Source organism: Pantoea cypripedii (genome assembly GCF_011395035.1).
Lineage (GTDB): Bacteria > Pseudomonadota > Gammaproteobacteria > Enterobacterales > Enterobacteriaceae > Pantoea > Pantoea cypripedii_A.
The window spans coordinates 1,874,077-1,893,055 of record NZ_CP024768.1 but is presented as its reverse complement, the minus strand read 5'-3'; the positions used below and the strand labels follow the sequence as shown (position 1 = coordinate 1,893,055).

At 57.6% G+C, this 18,979-nt stretch carries 15 protein-coding genes and 1 pseudogene; 9 read left to right on the top strand and 7 right to left on the bottom strand.

Going from position 1 to position 18,979, the window contains the following annotated elements:
• Positions 1-130 precede the first annotated feature (130 nt).
• The 3 genes and pseudogenes from pqqU to CUN67_RS08765 all read left to right on the top strand — a co-directional run.
• Positions 131-2,008 (top strand): annotated as a pseudogene (gene pqqU, locus CUN67_RS08775) (TonB-dependent receptor PqqU); the annotation flags it as partial.
• A gap of 124 nt (positions 2,009-2,132) precedes the next feature.
• Positions 2,133-2,384 (top strand): type II toxin-antitoxin system Phd/YefM family antitoxin, encoded by a 252-nt coding sequence (locus tag CUN67_RS08770; protein ID WP_208714908.1) that lies wholly within the window; start codon positions 2,133-2,135, stop codon positions 2,382-2,384.
• Positions 2,384-2,812 carry a type II toxin-antitoxin system VapC family toxin gene (locus tag CUN67_RS08765; protein WP_208714907.1) on the top strand — a complete coding sequence of 143 codons (429 nt, stop codon included), beginning with the start codon at positions 2,384-2,386 and terminating at the stop codon, positions 2,810-2,812. The genes CUN67_RS08770 and CUN67_RS08765 overlap by 1 nt, the downstream gene beginning before the upstream one ends.
• Positions 2,813-2,887: 75 nt before the next feature.
• Here CUN67_RS08765 and CUN67_RS08760 read toward each other — a convergent pair whose 3' ends face one another.
• From CUN67_RS08760 to CUN67_RS08750, 3 genes are all read right to left on the bottom strand, one after another.
• Positions 2,888-3,439 carry an isochorismatase family protein gene (locus tag CUN67_RS08760; RefSeq protein ID WP_208714906.1) on the bottom strand — a complete coding sequence of 184 codons (552 nt, stop codon included), beginning with the start codon at positions 3,437-3,439 and terminating at the stop codon, positions 2,888-2,890.
• Positions 3,440-3,459: 20 nt separating this feature from the next.
• On the bottom strand, positions 3,460-3,879 hold the full coding sequence (locus tag CUN67_RS08755) for a MarR family winged helix-turn-helix transcriptional regulator (protein ID WP_208714905.1): 420 nt from the start codon (positions 3,877-3,879) through the stop codon (positions 3,460-3,462).
• Positions 3,880-3,963: 84 nt separating this feature from the next.
• Positions 3,964-4,509 carry a helix-turn-helix domain-containing protein gene (locus tag CUN67_RS08750; RefSeq protein WP_208714904.1) on the bottom strand — a complete coding sequence of 182 codons (546 nt, stop codon included), beginning with the start codon at positions 4,507-4,509 and terminating at the stop codon, positions 3,964-3,966.
• Positions 4,510-4,604: 95 nt separating this feature from the next.
• Between CUN67_RS08750 and CUN67_RS08745 the strand changes: the two genes are divergently transcribed.
• From CUN67_RS08745 to CUN67_RS08730, 4 genes are all read left to right on the top strand, one after another.
• On the top strand, positions 4,605-5,783 hold the full coding sequence (locus CUN67_RS08745; RefSeq protein ID WP_208714903.1) for a benzoate/H(+) symporter BenE family transporter: 1,179 nt from the start codon (positions 4,605-4,607) through the stop codon (positions 5,781-5,783).
• Between the two features lie 152 nt (positions 5,784-5,935).
• Complete coding sequence (locus CUN67_RS08740; protein WP_208714902.1) at positions 5,936-7,258, top strand: SrfA family protein; 1,323 nt, start codon at positions 5,936-5,938, stop codon at positions 7,256-7,258.
• Between the two features lie 2 nt (positions 7,259-7,260).
• Positions 7,261-10,233 carry a virulence factor SrfB gene (locus CUN67_RS08735; protein ID WP_208714901.1) on the top strand — a complete coding sequence of 991 codons (2,973 nt, stop codon included), beginning with the start codon at positions 7,261-7,263 and terminating at the stop codon, positions 10,231-10,233.
• Positions 10,230-12,593, top strand: a complete 2,364-nt coding sequence (locus CUN67_RS08730) for a virulence factor SrfC family protein (RefSeq protein ID WP_208714900.1) — start codon at positions 10,230-10,232, stop codon at positions 12,591-12,593. The genes CUN67_RS08735 and CUN67_RS08730 overlap by 4 nt, the downstream gene beginning before the upstream one ends.
• Here CUN67_RS08730 and CUN67_RS08725 read toward each other — a convergent pair.
• The 3 genes from CUN67_RS08725 to CUN67_RS08715 form a co-directional block, all read right to left on the bottom strand.
• Positions 12,590-12,853 (bottom strand): barstar family protein, encoded by a 264-nt coding sequence (locus CUN67_RS08725; RefSeq protein ID WP_208714899.1) that lies wholly within the window; start codon positions 12,851-12,853, stop codon positions 12,590-12,592. The two genes, CUN67_RS08730 and CUN67_RS08725, sit on opposite strands and share 4 nt — an antisense overlap.
• A gap of 2 nt (positions 12,854-12,855) precedes the next feature.
• Complete coding sequence (locus tag CUN67_RS08720) at positions 12,856-13,281, bottom strand: ribonuclease domain-containing protein (RefSeq protein ID WP_208714898.1); 426 nt, start codon at positions 13,279-13,281, stop codon at positions 12,856-12,858.
• Between the two features lie 87 nt (positions 13,282-13,368).
• Positions 13,369-13,716 (bottom strand): helix-turn-helix domain-containing protein, encoded by a 348-nt coding sequence (locus tag CUN67_RS08715; protein ID WP_208714897.1) that lies wholly within the window; start codon positions 13,714-13,716, stop codon positions 13,369-13,371.
• Between the two features lie 295 nt (positions 13,717-14,011).
• Here CUN67_RS08715 and CUN67_RS08710 point away from each other — a divergent pair, with 295 nt between their 5' ends.
• A complete protein-coding gene (locus CUN67_RS08710; RefSeq protein ID WP_208714896.1) occupies positions 14,012-15,166 on the top strand; it encodes an efflux RND transporter periplasmic adaptor subunit in 1,155 nt (384 codons plus the stop codon).
• Between the two features lie 18 nt (positions 15,167-15,184).
• Positions 15,185-18,337 carry a multidrug efflux RND transporter permease subunit OqxB gene (gene oqxB, locus CUN67_RS08705; RefSeq protein ID WP_208714895.1) on the top strand — a complete coding sequence of 1,051 codons (3,153 nt, stop codon included), beginning with the start codon at positions 15,185-15,187 and terminating at the stop codon, positions 18,335-18,337.
• 152 nt (positions 18,338-18,489) lie between these two features.
• Here the strand turns inward: oqxB and CUN67_RS08700 are convergent, their stop codons facing one another.
• A complete protein-coding gene (locus CUN67_RS08700) occupies positions 18,490-18,975 on the bottom strand; it encodes an RrF2 family transcriptional regulator (RefSeq protein WP_208714894.1) in 486 nt (161 codons plus the stop codon).
• Between the last annotated feature and the right edge of the window lie 4 nt (positions 18,976-18,979).

Genomic DNA, 18,979 nt, shown 5'->3' with positions numbered 1-18,979 from the left:
AACGGCACTGTACACAGATGATTAATTGTGGCGTTTCGTGAATTATTAAACAATTATAAATCATAGTGTTATGCTTATTAATAATCCCTGGTGAACATGAGTGTTTCTTGATGAACGATATATTTAGTACCGCCAGAATTATGCCCAGGACTTACAGATTTCGGTACGAGGCTTTGGTTCTCGCTCCACCTACGGCCTGCGCGGCATTCGCATGTATGTGGATGGTATCCCGGCCACCATGCCGGATGGTCAGGGCCAGACCTCAAACGTCGACATCGGTTCGATCGACCACGTTGAAGTGTTGCGTGGCCCCTTTTCCGCGCTATATGGCAACTCGTCCGGCGGCGTGATCAATGTCGAAACCCAAACCGGCCAGCAGCCCACCACGCTGGAAGCCAGCAGTTGGTATGGCAGCTACGGTAGCTGGCGTAACAGCATTAAAGCCAGCGGCGCGACCGGGGACGGTACCCATGCCGGGGACGTAAACTACACCATCTCCGCTTCACGCTTTACCACACACGGTTATCGCGACCATAGCTCGGCAGAGAAAAACCTCGGTAACGCGAAGCTGGGTGTACGTATTGATGATGTCAGCACCCTGACGCTGCTGTTCAATAGCGTCCATGTGGATGCACAGGATCCGGGCGGATTAACCGAAGCACAGTGGCAGCAGAACCCGCGTCAGGTGGCGAGCAATGTCACCTTATACAACGCGCGTAAAACTGTCGATCAAACCCAGGGCGGTCTGCATTATCAGCGTCAGATGAGCGAAAACGACGACCTGAGCGTGATGATGTACGCGGGTGTGCGTGAAACCACTCAGTATCAGTCCATTCCGGCCAGTTCGCAGAGCAATCCGGCACATCCGGGTGGCGTGATTTCCCTCACCCGTCATTATCAGGGTATCGACACCCGCTGGACCCATCGCGACACCCTGTTCACCATCCCGCTCACGGTAACCGGGGGCCTCGATTATGAAACCATGACCGAACGCCGCAAAGGTTACGAAAACTTCACCACCAATAACGGCGTGACCGATTACGGCGTGATGGGCGATATGCGTCGTAATGAACGCAATCTGATGTGGAATCTGGATCCTTATCTGCAAACAGCTTGGCAGCTGACGGATAAGTGGTCGCTGGATGCTGGCGTGCGTTTCAGCACCGTCAACTTTGACTCCAACGATTTCTACATCACCCCCGGCAACGGCGACGACAGCGGCAACGCAACCTACCACCGCTGGCTGCCGGCGGCGGCATTGAAATATGCCATCGACGATAGCTGGAACGCCTATGTTTCCGCGGGTCGCGGTTTTGAAACCCCGACCATCAATGAGCTGTCTTACCGTTCTGATGGGCAGTCAGGACTTAATCTCGGTCTGAAACCCGCTACCAGCGATACGGTTGAACTGGGGACTAAAAAACGTATCGGTTATGGCCTGCTGACCGCCGCTATTTTCCAGACCGACACGGAGAATGAAATCGTCGCGGATAGCAGCAGCAACGGACGTACCAGCTACAAAAATGCTGGACAAACCCGTCGTCGTGGTCTTGAACTGGGCCTTGATCAGCAGTTCGGTGAGAACTGGCGACTGAAAGCGGCATGGACCCTGCTGGATGCACGCTATCGCAGCAACGCCTGTGGTACGGACAGTTGCGACGGCAACCGCATTCCAGGTATTGCGCGCAACATGGCGTATGCCGGGCTGTCATACGCACCTGAATATGGTTGGTATGCCGGAGCCGACGTGCGTTATATGAGTGATATCGCTGCCGATGATGAAAACGACGTGAAAGCCCCGGCTTACACCGTGGTGGGTCTGAACACCGGTTACAAGTGGCAGGTGCGCGAGAACTGGACGCTGGATGCGTTTACCCGCGTCGATAATTTGTTCGACCGCAACTATATCGGTTCGGTGATTGTTAACGAGAGCAACGGTCGCTATTACGAACCCGCTCCGGGACGCAACTACAGCGTTGGCCTGACAGTGAGCTACGCCTTCCAATAATAAAATTTACGCAAAGCCCTGCCAGATGATCCGTTTGGCAGGGCTTTTTTTTATGCTTAAATATTGTGCATTGCGGGCAACGATCTTACTATGTAGCAACGTCACTACATTGGTGGAGGCCCGTATGACAATCACCAAAATCAGCAGCAGAACCTTCAATCAGGAGGTTTCTGGTGCGAAAAAAGCGGCTGAAGCAGGCCCGGTGTACATCACCGACCGTGGTAAACCCGCGCATGTTTTACTGACTTATGATGATTACAAAAAGCTGGCAGGGACGCACAGAAGTATCGTCGATTCACTGGCAATGCCTGATGCCGTGGATCTCGATTTTGAACCTGAGCGTGCAACCATCATTCACAGGGATGTTGAATTTTGATGCGTTATCTACTGGATACCAACGTTATTTCTGAACTACGCAAGGCAGGGACGCCGAAAGCCAACCCCGCAGTCATTGCCTGGGCAAAGGCCATCGATGCGGAGGATATGTTTATCTCCGCGCTTACCCTGATGGAAATTGAGAAAGGCATTCTGAAATTTGCGCGAAAAGATCCACTACAGGCCCGCCATTTACAACGCTGGTATCAGGAACAGGTGCTGATGGAATTCGCCTGGCGAACCTTTGATATTGATAGTGCGATCTGTCGTCTGTGCGCCCGGTTGCATGTTCCTGACGAGCGTCCCGCTACCGATGCATTGATTGCCGCCACGGCGATGCATCATGACTTAATTCTGGTCACACGCAATGTGCGGGATTTTGAGGGTATGGGCGTGATGTTGCTGAATCCCTGGGAGAACGCAGATTGATGCGCGATAAATCGCGCCGCTACAAATAAGTGCAACTCATCGTAGCGGCGCGATTTATCGCGCGCTTTTTATCAATTACCCCAGCAGCGCCAGTACATCCGCCGTTGAACCGGTTTCACCGAGGCGCGGGAAAATGCGCTCGACGCTGTTCTGATGCGTATCCGCATTCAGGCAGGTCATCGCATCGGTGGCCAGCGTGACGTTGTAGCCTAATTCATAGGCCTGACGCGCGGTGGATTCCACCCCGATGCTGGTAGCAATACCGCACACCACCACCTGAGTGACACCGCGTTGTTGCAGCTGCTCGTGCAGGCTGGTGTTATGGAACGCCCCCCAGGTTTTCTTGGTGATGCTGATGTCGCCCGGCTGCGGCGTCATTTCCGGTACCAGCACCGCCCAGTCCGCTGGCAGATCGCCGCTGTGACGCGCCTGTTCATTACGACCCGGCGCACCGCCAGCGACATTAACCAGCACCACTGGCAGATCGTTGGCGCGGAATGCATCGGTCAGACGCGCACAACGTTCGATCACCACTTTCGGATCGTGCACCACCGGCAGCGCCACAATCCCATGTTGCAGGTCAATCACAATCAGGGCGGTTTTGGCGTCGAGTGTCGTTAAAGCCATGTTGAGTCCTCTCAGGATTATTAGTCGGCAAGTCGTTGCAGTAAGGGGATAGCGGCCAGCAGCGTCTGCTGTTCCTGCGGGCTGAGCGTCGCCATGCTTTTCACCAGCCAGTCATCACGCTGAGCACGATTCATTGCCACTAGCTCACGACAGGCTCTGGTTGGATAGTAGCGGGTTTTTCGACCATCATGCGGATCGGCTTCACCCAGCACCATGCCTGCCGTCAGCAGACTGGCGACTGTCGCCCCCATAGATTGGGTGCGCACCCCTTCTGCCTGTGCCAGCTCTGTCACCGTCATCGCGCCATCACGCACCAGATAACCGAGTACCGCCACCTGTGACCAGGTGAGATCCCCCGGTGGTGCCGATTCACGTAAACGCCTGGCCAGTTTGCCGTTGACGCTACGCAGCGCTGCGGCGGCGCTGTTCAGATCGCTCATGACGACGTCTCCCTTACAATGAAACGCGAGTATATAAATACGAAGGTAAACTGTGTAGTTTACCTTCGTATCAATTTGTAAGCCTTATGGCCGACGCGGGTAATGGATCAGGCTGTGAAAACGCAATGGCGTGCTCTGGGGGTTGCGGTAGCTGTGCGGTTTATCGCCAGCAAACTGGCTGGCCTCACCCGGCTGTAAACGTCGCCAGGTCCCCTCAACGCCCAGCAACAACTCACCTTCAATCACCACCACCTGTTCAATCACCCCGTCCTCATGCGGCGACGAATCACTTTGCGCGCCCGCTGCCAGCGTCACTTCCAGCAGATCAAATCGCAGTTGCGCATCGTAGGGCAGCAGCGATTTAGCCTGCATCTGCGAATTGCTTTGGCTGAAGGTTGCTGCCATTCCCGGCGGCTGTTCACTCCCCTGGATAAAGAAGGAAAAAGGGACGTTAAAACCGGTGGCGATTTTCCACAGGGTCGCCACGGTAGGACTGGATTCACCGCGTTCGATTTGGCCAAGCATCGCTTTGCTGACGCCGGTGCGTGCCGCCGCCTGCGTTAAACTCCAGCCATTGGCCTGTCGCAGCTGTTTTAGTGCCACACTCAGGTGTTGATGCAGATTTTCCATGGGATCTCCTGACAAGCTCGCGCGCAGTGTAGCACTTGTGCGCTATAACGTCCCATGCAACAATGTGCGCTATAACGCACAAAGGACCCCCCTGCATGATAAGCGCCACCACCCGCAGCGCATTTTCGCTGCCCATACTGATTTCAGGCTTCGTTGCCGTCCTGATTGGCTACAGCAGCTCAGCCGCCATTATTTTCCAGGCCGCACAGGCCGCGGGGGCGACGCCGGAGCAAATTGGTGGCTGGCTGTCGATGCTGGGAATTGGCATGGGAGTGGCCTCGCTCGGTCTGTCCTTATGGACGCGCATGCCGGTGCTCGCGGCCTGGTCAACACCGGGAGCCGCGCTGCTGGCAACCAGCCTGCACGGCCTGACGTTGAATGAGGTGGTGGGCGTCTTTGTCTTCACCAACCTGTTGATTGTGCTGTGCGGGGTCACTGGCCTGTTTGCCCGTCTGATGAAACATATTCCGCAATCGCTGGCCGCAGCCATGCTGGCAGGGATCCTGTTACGCTTTGGTCTGAATACTTTTACCGGTTTGCAGGGCAATTTTGCGCTGTGCGGCAGCATGTGTCTGGTGTGGCTATTCAGCCGCCTTTGGTTACCGCGTTACGCGGTCATCCTGGCGTTGGTCGCCGGTGTGCTGGTGGCGCTGGGACAACACGCCATCGCTATCCCGCCCCAGGCATTGCGCGTCAGCGTGCCGCAATGGATCACGCCACACTTTACTCTGGCGGCGCTGATCGGGGTCGGCATACCCTATTTCCTCGTGACGATGGCGTCGCAAAATGCGCCGGGTATCGCCACGCTCCAGGCGCATGGTTATCAGCCGCCGGTGTCCGCACTCACCGGCTGGACCGGCGCGATTGCGCTGGTGCTGTCGCCCTTTGGCGGCTTTTCGGTGTGTATTGCTGCCATCACCGCCGCCATTTGCATGGGTGAAGAGGTCGATGCTGATCCGGCCCGCCGCTGGATGGCTGCGGCACTGGCCGGATTTTTCTATATCCTGACCGGCTTTACCGGCGCGCTGATCGCGGTGTTGCTGAGTGCCCTGCCGCAGGTGTTGATTGCTACGCTGGCGGGTCTGGCGCTGCTGGGCACCTTGTCCGGTAGCCTGCATCGTGCGCTGGCAGAACCACAACATCGCGATAGCGCGGTGGTCGCGTTTCTGATCACCGCCAGCGGCGTATCGATGCTCGGCATCGGTTCTGCCTTCTGGGGCCTGGTCGGCGGTATGCTGACCTATCTGGTGCTGTCACCGCGCTCCCACGCTTAAATTTTCCACAATTTATCGCCCAGCCGGGGAAAACCGCCCTGTTTTCCCCCTTATTTCCGCCGTTTGATTCACCTGCATTTGGCTTAAGATCACCACCATCGCTAATCACACACGATTCTCTGCCTCAGACATCCACCGATAAGGGCCAACGAGTGGCAAAAACTTTTCTGCGTAGCGGCAATCTCGACGCGCTACTGGCACTGGGTGAGAACGGCCAGCCAGTCTGGGCCTCTGCCCTGCAAATTCGCGAAACCCTGCGGTTGCGCCGCCAGACCACGCTGGCGAACTGTCTCGCCATTCCGCAGCCGAATGAACGCGGCGATCGCCTCGACTGGTACGCGCCATTCAGCGGCAAAGTGCGTTCGTGGCTGGCGGCCAGCGATCATGAACGTCGCCAGGCACTGGAACAACTCACCCTTAATCAACAGGATCTCCAGGCGCTGAGCCAGCGCGCACGCGACACAGAGAATCCTGCTATGCGCCTGTTTGGCGCACTGCTGAGTAAAACCCTGCAATTCCCCGATCAGCAATATGTCTATCTGGTCGATGGCAAACCGGTGATTACTTTCTGGGGTTTTGTCGATCCACAGGCGCGCACGCGCGATGACGCCCTGGCCTGTCTGCGTGACAGCCTTGATGAGCAGCTGCCGTCATTGTTGCCGGAACCGCCACCGGTGGTGGAGACGCCGTTGCTGGTGGCAGAACCTGAACCCGAAGTCATCGCCACCGAAGACGCGCTGCCGGAGATGGCCGCGCCAGAACCGGAACAGGCAGCAGTCATCCCGCCCCCTCCTGCGCCACGCTCATGGCGTCCGTGGTTACTGCTGCTGCCGGTGGCCGTTGCTGCCACCGCCGGTGTGGCATTCTGGCTGCACAGTACACCGGAAGCTGCGCCGCCGGTGGTCGCCCAGGCTCCGGCTCCCGTGGTCAGCAAAGCGATTGCCCCACCTGCGGTGCTGGTCCAGGCTGAAAAACTCGCCACCACCCTGCCACAGGCCAGCGCTACAGTCGTCGCCCCTGAGCCTGCGCCGGTTGCAGCGGTGACGCCGCCAGCCCCGGTGGCTGCGGCTCCGGTTCCCACCGCACCGGCACAAGCCGACGATTTAGTGATCACCGCAGAAGATGTGCGTGTCGGTTCGGTGCGTTTCCTTGATGGCCGCTGGCGTGTCACCTTGCGCCAGACCAATCTGCCCACCGGCAAGCCACCGAGCCTGCGTTATCAGATCAAAAATGGCAAAGGCACCGCGCTGATTACCCAGGGCGATGGTATCCGCTGCCGGGCTGATGTTACGGCCGCCATGACCAGCGCGGGCACCATGGTGGTTCGCAGCCGATACACCGCCAGCTGTAGTGACAAATCGCGCTACCGCATGCCGGAACTGGTATGTAAACAGGGCGATGGCATTGCCAGCTGTGAAGCGCAATATAGCGCGGATCAGGTTTTCCCGTTGACGATCAAGCGTGAGAGTAAATAACCATGTTGGCACCCCTCATCGATGACAAACAAAAAATCACGCTGATTGAAGATAGCGGTGTGCAGTTTCTCGATTTTGGCCTGCGTCTGCCTGCGTTGCAGGCACGCCGCCAGTTTGTACGCCAGACGGCCAATGGTCCGTTGCTGCGCCTGAACGTTGACGGCAACAGCGGCAAGTTTTTGCTCTACCCGGAAGATGGCAGCGCACCGGAAGTGGTGCGCCCGGAGTCCGATATTGCGTTAGCCGATTCACTGACGCTGCTGGCCAATCAATGGTTGCCGTTGCCGGTGCTGCGTTGTACCAGTGGTCGCCGTTTTATTGGTGGCCCGGAGAACTGGGCGCGTCTGCACCTGGCTCCGCTAACGCAGCCGGATGTGGCGGGCAATACCCATCGCATCACCCTCGCCTTTGACACCCGACTGGTGGCAGAAAGCGACGGCGGCGAACAGTTGGGTCTGAGCCAGGCCGATGCCCAGAACGGCGTCAGTTTTGCCCTCGCCTGGCACAACTATGAACTGGGTGAATTTCTCGATCACACCTGGGTTGATGGCTGGCTGCGCGAAACCTTTAGCCAGCAGGTCAGCGCGCTGGAATCGCGCCGCGAGCAGGAACTGAATCAGGCGCTGCGTGAATTCGAATATCAGGCACATTACCTTAATCTGCTGGAACTGCTGGGCGAACAGCTCGATCTGGCGGAAATCACCATTCAGGCTGTCTCCCCCCAGACCCCGGCGGTGAATGTCGATATCATTCTTGATGTCGGCAACTCCCATACCTGCGGCATCCTGGTGGAAGATCACCCGGAGGAGAGCAACGGTCTGCGTCAGACCTACGAGCTACAACTGCGCGACCTGTCTGAACCTCATCAGGTGTACAACGAACTGTTCGACAGCCGTCTGGAATTCGCCCAACCTTGTTTTGGCAAAGCCAATTTTTCGCTGGAAAGCGGACGTGAAAACGCCTTTATGTGGCCGTCACTGACGCGTGTTGGGCGCGAAGCCAGCCGCCTCGCGCTGTTGCGTGCCGGAACGGAAGGCAGCACCGGTCTCTCCAGCCCGCGCCGTTATCTGTGGGATGAAGCGCGCTACCAGCCGGGCTGGCGTTTCAACGCCTTTGGTCGTGGCGACGAACCACAGGCTACCGCGCTGCCCTTTACCCTGCTGCTGAATGATGAAGGCCAGCCGCTGCACGCGCTGGCTGCGGATGATCGTCTGCCGGTATTTTCTGCCAGTTACAGCCGCAGCTCGCTGATGACCTTTATGCTGTGCGAATTGCTGGCACAGGCGATGATGCAGATGAACAGCGTGGCGCAACGTCAGCGGATGCCGCAAAGCCAGGCAGCGCGTCAGCTACGCCATGTGATCCTCACCCTGCCATCGGCCATGCCGAAACCGGAACGAGAAATTTTCCGTCGCCGCATGCAGGAAGCCATCGCGCTGGTGTGGAAGGCAGAAGGCTGGCATCCGGCGGAGGAAGACTTTACCGCCGAAACCCAGAGCAAAAGCCTGCGTCCGGTACCCGATGTGCAGATGGAGTGGGATGAAGCCACCTGTGGTCAGATGGTGTGGCTGTTTAACGAAACCCAGGTCAACTTTGCCGGGCGCGCTGAAGATTTCTTTACCAGCATGGCGCGCCCCGATCGCCCGCGTGAGGCCGATGAACTGCCGGGCAAAAACCTGCGCATCGCCTCAATTGATATTGGTGGTGGCACCACCGATCTCGCCATTACGCAATATCGCCTCGATGACGGCCAGGGTAACAACGTCAAAATCACCCCGCGCCTGCTGTTCCGCGAAGGCTTCAAGGTGGCCGGAGACGACATCCTGCTGGATGTGATCCAACTGTGGATCCTGCCCGCTTTACAGCAGAGTTTGCAGAAAGCCGGTCTTCTGCTGCCCGAGCCGTTGATGAATAAATTGTTCGGTCACGACAGCCGCATGGATGGGCAGGCCACGCTGCGCCAGCAGGTCACCCTGCAACTGTTTATTCCGCTGGCACAGGCGGTGCTGGAACGTTATGAAAACTGGGACCCGCTCGACAGCCACAGCGAAATCAACGCGCTGTTTGGTGAGCTGGTGCCGCAAAAACCGGGCAGCACGGTACTGGCGTTCGTCAACGGCGAAATTCAGCGCACGCTCGGTGGCGACAGCCGTTTTGACCTGCTGGAAGTGCCGTTGGTGGTCAGCCTCGCCCAACTGCATGGTGAATTCCTGCAACATCGCATGGCGATCATCCCGGCGCTGCGCGCCATGTGTGAAGTGGTATCGCTGTACCAATGTGACGTTTTACTGCTGACCGGCCGACCGTCGCGTTTCCCCGGCATCCAGGCGCTGGTACGTCACCTGCAACCACTGCCGGGCAGCCGCATTTTGTCACTGGAAGGCTATCACACCAGCGACTGGTATCCGTTCAACAAACAAGGCCGCATTGATAACCCGAAATCGACCGCGGCGGTCGGTGCCATGCTGTGCCTGCTGGCGCTGGATCTGCGCCTCAGCAGTTTCTGGTTCCGTGCCGGAGATTTTGAACCCTATTCCACCATCCGCTACCTTGGCGTGCTGGATGAAACCCAGGCGCTGAGCGATGACAACCTGTGCTACAGCGAGATCGACCTCGATAACGGTGCCTTCGCGCTGGATCGTAAGAGCAGCTTCCGCATTCGCGGTAACGTCTGCCTCGGCTTCCGCCAGCTGGAAAACGACCGCTGGCCCGCTTCGCCGCTTTACAGCCTGAGCATCACCGACCCGGCGTTAGCGCGCAAAGTGGCGGGTGAAAGCGTATTGCGGATTAAGCTTGCGGTGCAACCCGGCCCGGATAATGCCGGACCGGAACGCCTGGTCCTGAGCGAAGCGCGTCTCGATGATGGCAGCCGCGTACCGCTGGAACAACTGAGCCTGAAACTGAACACGCTTTCCGCCACGGGCAATGCGAATGCGCAATACTGGATTGATAGCGGGAGCGTCTGCAAAAAATGAGAACCGCCAAAAAACAGCCGCCAGCGACGCTGGCAAAACGCCTGGGACAACTACAGGAAACCCTCGACGGTGCCCTCAACTGGGTGGAACAGCAGCAACCGCACTCCACTCGCCTGACGATGGAAGGCGATACCCTGAACCTGCAACTGCGGCGCGCCAGGGTGGAGAGCCATGCGCTGGCACGTCAGCTGGCACGGCCGGTGACGCTGGCGTTATTTGGTCAATCGCAGGCGGGTAAAGCCTGGCTGCTGAGTGAAATGGTCGGGGATGCCCAGGGGCAATTGATGGCGCGTCTCGGCGACAAAACCCTGAACTATTTCCAGCATATCAATCCTGGTAATCTGGACTTTGCCAGCGCCACCCGTTTCAGCCACCAGCGTGAAACCTCATCCAGTGCCTGGCCGCTGGAAATAACCTTGCTCGGTGAAGTGGAACTGATCCGCCTGATGCTCGCCTGTGCCACCACAGACGCGCAGCCGGATACCGCCGCCATCGACAGCGCGCTGCAACGTCTGCAACGCCACCGTCAAAGTGAGGTTCAGCCGGGACTGGAGAGCGATGCGCTGGTCACGCTTTGGGCGTGGAGCCGTCGCTACCACCGTCATGCCGAGGTGCTGGATCGTCACTTCTGGCCACAGGCGGTTGCCCTCGCCCCGTGGCTGAACGTTGATGACCGCGTGCAGCTGTTCGCGCTGCTGTGGCCGGGACAAGCGGTACTGAGCGAAAGCCTGCGCAGCCTGATGCATCTGTGTCATCAGCTGCGCCACGCACCGCGCGTGCTGGCCCCACTCAGCCTGCTGGTGGATGATGCGTCACTCCCTGCCGAGAAACTGATTGCCAGCGATGCCGACCTGCTGGAGATGATCGAAGTGTGCCCGATTGTCGCCAATCGTATCGGCAAAGCGCAGCAGGTGCCGCTCGGCCTGCTGGCCTTGCTGACGCTGGAAATCACCATTCCGCTCAGTTCGACGCCGCGCCAGGCGTTATATGATGAAGCCGATATGCTGGAGTTGCCCGCACCTGGCACCCCAACTGATCGTGCACAACTCGATGATCGCCAGCGCCTGCAAACGCGTGATGCGCTGCGCGCCCGGCTGCTGGAGCAGAAACGCGCGCTGCTGCCGGGTTTTTACGCCGCACGGCAGGATATCGACCTGTTATTGATTTGCACCGCCGCCAGCCAGCGTCAGGATGCCGATCTCGCCAGCCAGGCATTGCGCGAATGGCATCTGCACCAGCCGATACCTGCCAGCGGTGAGAAACCACGCCTGATCTGGGCTATCACGCCCTACGATGCGCGTCATCAACAGATCAATGTGGATGAAGCCGTGCAACGTCAGATTGGTCAGCCCGGCCAGAGCTGGGGATCAATGCTGGCGCTGGACCGTGCCGGTGTTGATCGCATGGGCAGCTGGTTGCAGGATGAAATGCAACCGGACGCACGTCGCGACCGGCTGGCGTTGCAACTCAGTGTGCTGCAGCAAAAACTGGTGGACCGCCTGCAACCCTGGACGGAAGCCAGCGCCACGCCGGAACAGGCAGCACGCAAACAAACTATCGCCGATACGCTGCTGAAGTGTCTGCAACATCGTACCGGCCTGCATGGTGAACTGCTGGAGCGTTTGCAGCCATCGCGTGAAGCGGTGCGTCAGCTGTGGCTGAGCCAGAACAGCGGCAGCACGCAGCAAAAAGCGCAAGCTACCCCCGCCGGACAAAGTTATTTCGGCATCGGATTTGAGTTCGACCTGTTTAAAGACGAGCCGGTCACTGCCAGTGAACCGCGCAATCACAGCGGCCAGAGCGATCAGCAATTTCCGCAGCAGGTCTTCGCCTTATGGCTGGATCACCTGCGCCAGTTACCGGAAAGCCGCAGTCTGCTGGCATTGCTTAACGTCGATAAACCCACGCTGGAACTGCTGGTGGAGGAGCTGATCACCGCCAGCTTCCGTCATCATATGCTGAGTAAGCTACAGGCGGCACTGAATGAGCCGGATGCCCAGGCCAGCGCGCATGAGGCACGCACCGATCGCCAGGTTTCACGAGCCATGACGGTGCTGGGGGATTTTGTTGCCTGGCTGGGCTTTTTACAGCGCCCGGAAGCAGAGCGACCGGCGAGCCGGGTGAATCGCGGCCAGCCGATTTTTGCCCGCCCGCCTGCGCCCAGCGTCAGTTTCTCGCCAGGCCAGCGCCTGACGCGTCTCTCTGCCGCGCCTGCCAACCATACGGCTTACTATATTTATGACTGGCTGGTGGGGCTGAATAGCGTGATTGTCGAGAACAATGGCTACACCGGCGGAGGCGATCTGCCTGCCAGCGCCCGCCAGACGCTGGCCATTATGTTGCTGCCGCTGCACGCTTAATCACGTACCAGGCGCAGCTCACCTTCCAGCTGCGCCTCAGCCTCTTCCAGTAGCGCCAGCACCGGCGCGAACTCCACACTGGAGGCATCGAAGTGGCGTAAATGCAGCGTCGCAGGCAGCGCCATGCCGCCCGTCAGCCAATCCCATAGCGCATCCAGATTGTTGCCAAAGGCGAATGGGCAGTGGCTCTGGCGCGCCAGCGCATGATAAAACGCCTGGCGGTCAGGCAATTGGTGGAAATCAAAGGTCAGCGTCAGCATTATCAGGGTACCGGCTTAAAGCTGCGATAGTGATCGGTGGTGAGAAAAATCAGGCCATCTGAAGAGTAAAGCAGACGATCGGCATCACGGTGACCACAATCGTAATTCACATCGGCTTCATACCACTGTCGCCCAGCCTGCTGCGGCAGCCGTTGTTCACGGTTACCAAAATGGTCGCCGCCTATCGCCCTGCCCGGCAACACATCGCACAGATTACCTTTGGCCGGGTTCCAGCCCTGACGGCGGGCTTCACTTTTGGTGAGATACAGATCGGGCAATTTATGATGCTGCTGTAACCAGCGTGCCACGGTTTCGGCATCGGTCAGTTGCGCGATATTGGTTTTCGGTGCAGCGGAGAAATGCGGTTTGAGTCCGGCCCAACTGGCGACCAGCGCAATAATTAATCCAATCCAGAGTTTCTTTGACATAGTGCCTTCCTGAAGTTCAGGAGGCCGATAATAGCAGGCTTTTCAGGCGGGAAAAACGCGGGCCAGCAAAGCTGGCCCTGGCGGAGTTTACTGCATCAGGCCTGGCTGGTGCCCTGCATGACGACGCCATGCGCCGGGTGCCACGCCATACTGGCGTTTAAAGCTGCGGTTGAATGACTGTTGTGAGTCAAAACCCAGCGAGATCGCCACATTGAGGATCGGTTCGTTGGTGGTAGTCAGTCGGTCCGCCGATCTTTTCAGTTTTTCTGCCCGAATGTATTCACCCAGCGGATAACCGGTGTGCTCTTTGAACATCCGCTGCAGATGCCATTTCGAGTAACCGGCGCGTCCTGCCACGGTGTCCAGATCCAGACGTGCTTCAATATTGTTATCAATCCAGTCGATCAGATCGTGAATAAATGCGTCGCTCATCATCCCATTCTCTCCCGTCGCCATGGCGATCAGTATCAGTATCTATTGCAGTTACACTTTAAGGGTACTGACTATGCCATTTAATGCAAGTTTTATTATTGCATTAAATGCCGCACTTCTCGTAGGGGTATTCCCCGCATGATCCGTTGCGATCAAAACCGCACATAAAGTGTATCAGATATTCTTGCAGATGCAGTTTGCACAAGCCTACACTCATCACGTTTTAATGCAACCGTCAAAGTTGCAAAATTTTTTGTACAAGACCTTTCAATTTTTTGACTAACGCGGAATAACTACAATGCATCTGCAGACATATGGGGTTCGTCTGGGCGTAAGCCTGTCAGGAGTGGTGCTGCTGGGAAGCCTGCTGGCCGGTTGTGATCGGGGTGTGGCAAAAAGTGCCCCACCGCCGCCGCCCGAAGTGAGTGTGGCGCAGGTGGTACAGCAGAAAGTCAGCCAGTGGGACAATTTTAATGGCCGTATCGAAGCGGTGCAGAGCGTACAGCTGCGCCCGCGCGTATCCGGCTATATCGACCAGGTTAACTATCGCGAAGGCGATGAAGTGAAGAAAGGCCAGGTGTTGTTCACCATCGATGATCGCACCTACCGCGCGGCACTGGAGCAGGCGCAGGCTGAGCTGGCACAAGCCCGTAGCCAGGCAGCGCTGGCTCGTAGTGAATCGGCTCGTACCGAAAAGCTGATTGGCACCCTGGCGGTATCGCGTGAAGAGGCAGAACAGCGCCGTTCAGCCGCCAGTCAGGCGCAGGCTACCGTGCTTTCGGCTCAGGCGGCGGTGGATATGGCTCAGCTCAATCTCGATTTTACCCGTGTTACCGCACCGATTGATGGTCGCGCCAGCCGCGCCATGATCACCATCGGCAACCTGGTGACCGCCGGTGACAGCGCCAGCGTGCTGACCACGCTGGTGTCGCAGGATCATGTCTACGTCTATTTCGACGTGGATGAAGGCACCTTCCTGCGTTATCAGGCCATGGCGCGCAAGGGAGAAAATCGTGGCTCTCTGCCGGTCGAAATCGGCCTGACCGGCGAACAGGGTTATCCCCATGTCGGTAAAGTCGATTTCCTTGATAACCAGTTGACCGCCAGCACCGGCACCATTCGTATGCGTGCCACGCTGGATAATCAGCAACGTCAGTTCACACCCGGCCTGTTCGCCCGCGTGCGCCTGCCCGGCAGCGCAGATTTCAACGCGCTGCTGATCGACGATAAAGCTGTGCTGACGGACCAGGATCGTAAATACGTTTACGTGGTGGACGCCAGCGGCAAAGCGCAGCGCCGTGATATCCAGCAGGGTGACCTGGCTGATGGCCTGCGTATTGTGCAGAGCGGCCTGAAACCTGGCGACAAAGTGATTGTGAACGGTTTACAGAAAGTCTTTATGCCCGGCATGCCGGTCACCGCGCAACCGGTAGCGATGCGCACCGCCCAATAACTATCGAGACTGCCTGTTATGGATTTCTCCCGCTTTTTTATCGACCGGCCAATCTTCGCGGCTGTACTGTCGATTTTGATATTTGTCACCGGGCTGATCGCCATTCCGCTACTGCCGATCAGTGAATACCCCGATGTGGTGCCGCCCAGCGTGCAGGTGCGTGCGGAATATCCCGGCGCCAACCCCAAAGTGATTGCGGATTCGGTGGCAACGCCGCTGGAAGAAGCGATCAATGGGGTGGAAAACATGATGTATATGAAATCAGTGGCCGGTTCTGATGGCGTGCTGGTGACCACCGTGACCTTCCGTCCGGGTACCGATCCCGATCAGGCCCAGGTACAGGTGCAGAACCGCGTGGCACAGGCTGAAGCGCGTTTGCCGGATGCGGTACGCCAGCTTGGTCTCACCACGCAGAAGCAGTCACCTACCCTGACGCTGGTGGTGCATCTGTTCTCACCCCACGGTAAGTATGATTCGCTCTACCTGCGTAACTACGCCACGCTGAAAGTGAAAGATGAGCTGGCACGCCTGCCGGGTGTTGGTCAGATTCAGATCTTCGGTGCCGGTGAGTACGCGATGCGCGTCTGGCTCGATCCGAATAAAGTGGCCGCGCGTGGTCTGACTGCTTCGGATGTGGTCAGCGCGATGCAGGAGCAGAACGTGCAGGTGTCTGCCGGTCAGCTTGGTGCGGAACCGCTGAAGAAAGAAAGCGACTTTCTGCTGTCGATCAATACCCAGGGACGGCTGGAAAACGAGCAGCAATTCGGCAACATTATCCTGAAAACCGCCGATGACGGTTCTCTGGTGCGTCTGCGTGACGTGGCGCGTATTGAGATGGGTTCCGGCAGCTATGCCCTGCGTTCGCAGCTCAATAACAAAGACGCGGTCGGTATCGGTATCTTCCAGGCACCGGGTGCTAACGCCATCGATCTTTCCAACGCGGTGCGCGCCAAAATGACCGAACTGGCCACGCGTTTCCCGGACGATGTGCAATGGGCTGCGCCTTACGATCCGACCGTGTTCGTGCGCGACTCCATCCGGGCCGTGGTGCAAACGCTGATGGAAGCGATTGTGCTGGTGGTGCTGGTGGTGATTCTGTTCCTGCAAACCTGGCGTGCCTCGATCATCCCGCTGCTGGCAGTTCCGGTATCGGTGGTCGGCACCTTTAGCGTGCTTTATTTGCTGGGCTTTTCACTCAATACCCTCAGCCTGTTTGGCCTGGTTCTTGCCATCGGCATCGTGGTGGATGATGCCATCGTGGTGGTGGAGAACGTCGAGCGTAACATCGAACAGGGGCTATCCCCCACCGCCGCGGCGCATCAGGCCATGCGTGAAGTATCCGGCCCGATTATCGCCATTGCGCTGGTGCTGTGTGCGGTGTTTGTGCCGATGGCGTTTCTCTCCGGCGTAACCGGTCAGTTTTACAAACAGTTCGCGGTCACCATCGCCATTTCGACGGTCATTTCCGCCATTAACTCGCTGACGCTGTCACCGGCGCTGGCAGCGAAACTGTTGAAAGCTCACCATGCACCGAAAGATTTGCCGTCGCGGCTGATCGATCGTCTGCTCGGCTGGCTGTTCCGTCCGTTTAACCGCTTCTTCCAGCGCAGCGCCGACGGCTATCAATCGCTGGTGGGCAAAACGTTGCGTCGTCGTGGCGCCGTATTTGGCGTTTACGTGCTGCTGCTGGCGGGGGCGGGCTTCATGTTCCACAGCGTACCCGGCGGCTTTATCCCGACGCAGGACAAACTGTACCTGATTGGTGGTGTGAAGATGCCGGAAGGTTCTTCACTGGCGCGTACCGATGAAGTGATTCGTAAGATGAGCGAGATCGGTATGAACACCGAAGGGGTGGCTTATGCGGTGGCCTTCCCCGGCCTCAATGCCTTGCAGTTCACCAACACGCCGAATACTGGCACGGTGTTCTTTGGCCTGAAACCGTTTGACCAGCGCAAGCGCACTGCGGCGGAGATTAACGCGGAACTGAACGCCAAAATCAGCAAAATTCAGTCGGGCTTCGGTTTCTCCATCATGCCACCGCCGATTCTCGGTCTGGGTCAGGGTTCCGGTTATTCGCTTTATGTGCAGGACCGCGCGGGGCTGGGCTATGGTCAGCTGCAAACAGCGATTAATACCCTGTCCGGTGCGGTGATGCAGACGCCAGGCATGATGTTCCCGATCTCCTCATATCAGGCTAACGTACCGCAGTTGGATGTGCAGGTGGACCGCGATAAAGCCAAAGCGCAGGGGGTGTCGCTGACGGATTTGTTCAGTACGTTGCAGGTTTACCTCGGGTCCGCGTATGTGAATGATTTCAACAAGTTTGGCCGTACCTGGCGTGTGATGGCGCAGGCCGATGGGGATTTCCGTGACAGCGTGCAGGATATTGCCAATCTGCGCACCCGTAACGCCCAGGGGGAAATGGTGCCGATTGGCAGTATGGTCAATATCACCACCACCTATGGTCCGGACCCGGTGATCCGTTATAACGGTTATCCGGCAGCAGACCTGATTGGTGACGCTGACCCACGCGTACTTTCTTCCTCGCAGGCGATGGCCAAAGTGGAAGGTCTCGCGAATCAGGTACTGCCGAATGGGATGAATATCGAATGGACGGACCTGAGCTACCAGCAATCCACCCAGGGGAATGCAGCATTTATCGTCTTCCCGGTGTCGGTGCTGTTGGCGTTCCTGGTACTGGCGGCATTGTACGAAAGCTGGACGCTGCCGCTGGCGGTGATCCTGATTGTTCCGGTGACCATGCTTTCAGCCCTGGTCGGCGTGTGGCTCACTGGTGGCGATAACAACGTGTTCGTGCAGGTCGGTCTGGTGGTATTGATGGGACTGGCGTGTAAAAACGCGATTCTTATCGTCGAGTTTGCTCGCGAGCTTGAGATGCAGGGCAAAGGGATTGTCGAAGCGGCACTGGAAGCCTGTCGTCTGCGTCTGCGACCCATCGTGATGACCTCCATCGCCTTTATCGCCGGGACTATCCCGCTGATTCTGGGTGAAGGTGCCGGTGCCGAAGTACGCGGTGTCACCGGTATTACGGTGTTCTCCGGCATGCTGGGCGTGACGCTGTTTGGTTTGTTCCTGACCCCGGTCTTTTATGTGGCACTGCGTAAGCTGGTGACGCGTAAACAGCCGGAAGGTGAAATGCAAACGGTGTGATTGTAGATTATATCGGCATACAAATCCGGGCCTGGTGCCCGGATTTTTTATGCCATGAAGATATTTAATCAGGTCGGTATAAATACCGACCCTACGCAATTGATATATCGAGGATATATGTAGGGTGCGCATTAATGCGCACCTTAAGGAAATTAGCGGGATTTCTTGCAGATGTCTTCGATTTCGAAGTCTGGCAGGGATTCGCAGTTGCTGGTGTCGCGTTGTTTCAGTTCCGCGAGAGCATCCGCCACGGTGCGTTTTTCCAGCACGTTGAGCGATGCCTGTTCAGCTTCATCGGCTATCGATTTGAAATACCAACACAGGTTGGCGCTCACCAGACAACGCGGTGCGACATCCGGGCGCGATGCCCAAAGTTTTTTGTCTTCAATCACCGAGGTATAAATATCACGCAGGGTGATCTCACCCGCCGGACGGCCAAGATGAATGGAACCGGTACGGCCTAATGTCGAGACGATGATGCCATCGCGTGTGAGCGGAACCATGAGTTTCCTGATGAAACTGGGGTTCGCTTCCAGGCCATAAGCCAGAATGGCACTGGTCGAGCGTTTACCCAATTGCTCCGCCATCGCTACGCTCAAAACCATCTGCAAAGCTGTCGGGAAGCGGTAATCAAGCATTTCT

Bases quoted from the DNA above. Each gene is read 5' to 3' on its own strand.
- CUN67_RS08735 (WP_208714901.1), top strand. From the start codon at position 7,261: ATGTTGGCACCCCTCATCGATGACAAACAAAAAATCACGCTGATTGAA.
- CUN67_RS08760 (WP_208714906.1), bottom strand. From the start codon at position 3,439: ATGGCTTTAACGACACTCGACGCCAAAACCGCCCTGATTGTGATTGAC.
- CUN67_RS08765 (WP_208714907.1), top strand. From the start codon at position 2,384: ATGCGTTATCTACTGGATACCAACGTTATTTCTGAACTACGCAAGGCA.
- CUN67_RS08730 (WP_208714900.1), top strand. From the start codon at position 10,230: ATGAGAACCGCCAAAAAACAGCCGCCAGCGACGCTGGCAAAACGCCTG.
- oqxB (WP_208714895.1), top strand. From the start codon at position 15,185: ATGGATTTCTCCCGCTTTTTTATCGACCGGCCAATCTTCGCGGCTGTA.
- CUN67_RS08710 (WP_208714896.1), top strand. From the start codon at position 14,012: ATGCATCTGCAGACATATGGGGTTCGTCTGGGCGTAAGCCTGTCAGGA.
- CUN67_RS08770 (WP_208714908.1), top strand. From the start codon at position 2,133: ATGACAATCACCAAAATCAGCAGCAGAACCTTCAATCAGGAGGTTTCT.
- CUN67_RS08720 (WP_208714898.1), bottom strand. From the start codon at position 13,281: ATGTCAAAGAAACTCTGGATTGGATTAATTATTGCGCTGGTCGCCAGT.
- CUN67_RS08715 (WP_208714897.1), bottom strand. From the start codon at position 13,716: ATGATGAGCGACGCATTTATTCACGATCTGATCGACTGGATTGATAAC.
- CUN67_RS08725 (WP_208714899.1), bottom strand. From the start codon at position 12,853: ATGCTGACGCTGACCTTTGATTTCCACCAATTGCCTGACCGCCAGGCG.
- CUN67_RS08700 (WP_208714894.1), bottom strand. From the start codon at position 18,975: ATGCTTGATTACCGCTTCCCGACAGCTTTGCAGATGGTTTTGAGCGTA.
- CUN67_RS08755 (WP_208714905.1), bottom strand. From the start codon at position 3,879: ATGAGCGATCTGAACAGCGCCGCCGCAGCGCTGCGTAGCGTCAACGGC.
- CUN67_RS08750 (WP_208714904.1), bottom strand. From the start codon at position 4,509: ATGGAAAATCTGCATCAACACCTGAGTGTGGCACTAAAACAGCTGCGA.
- CUN67_RS08745 (WP_208714903.1), top strand. From the start codon at position 4,605: ATGATAAGCGCCACCACCCGCAGCGCATTTTCGCTGCCCATACTGATT.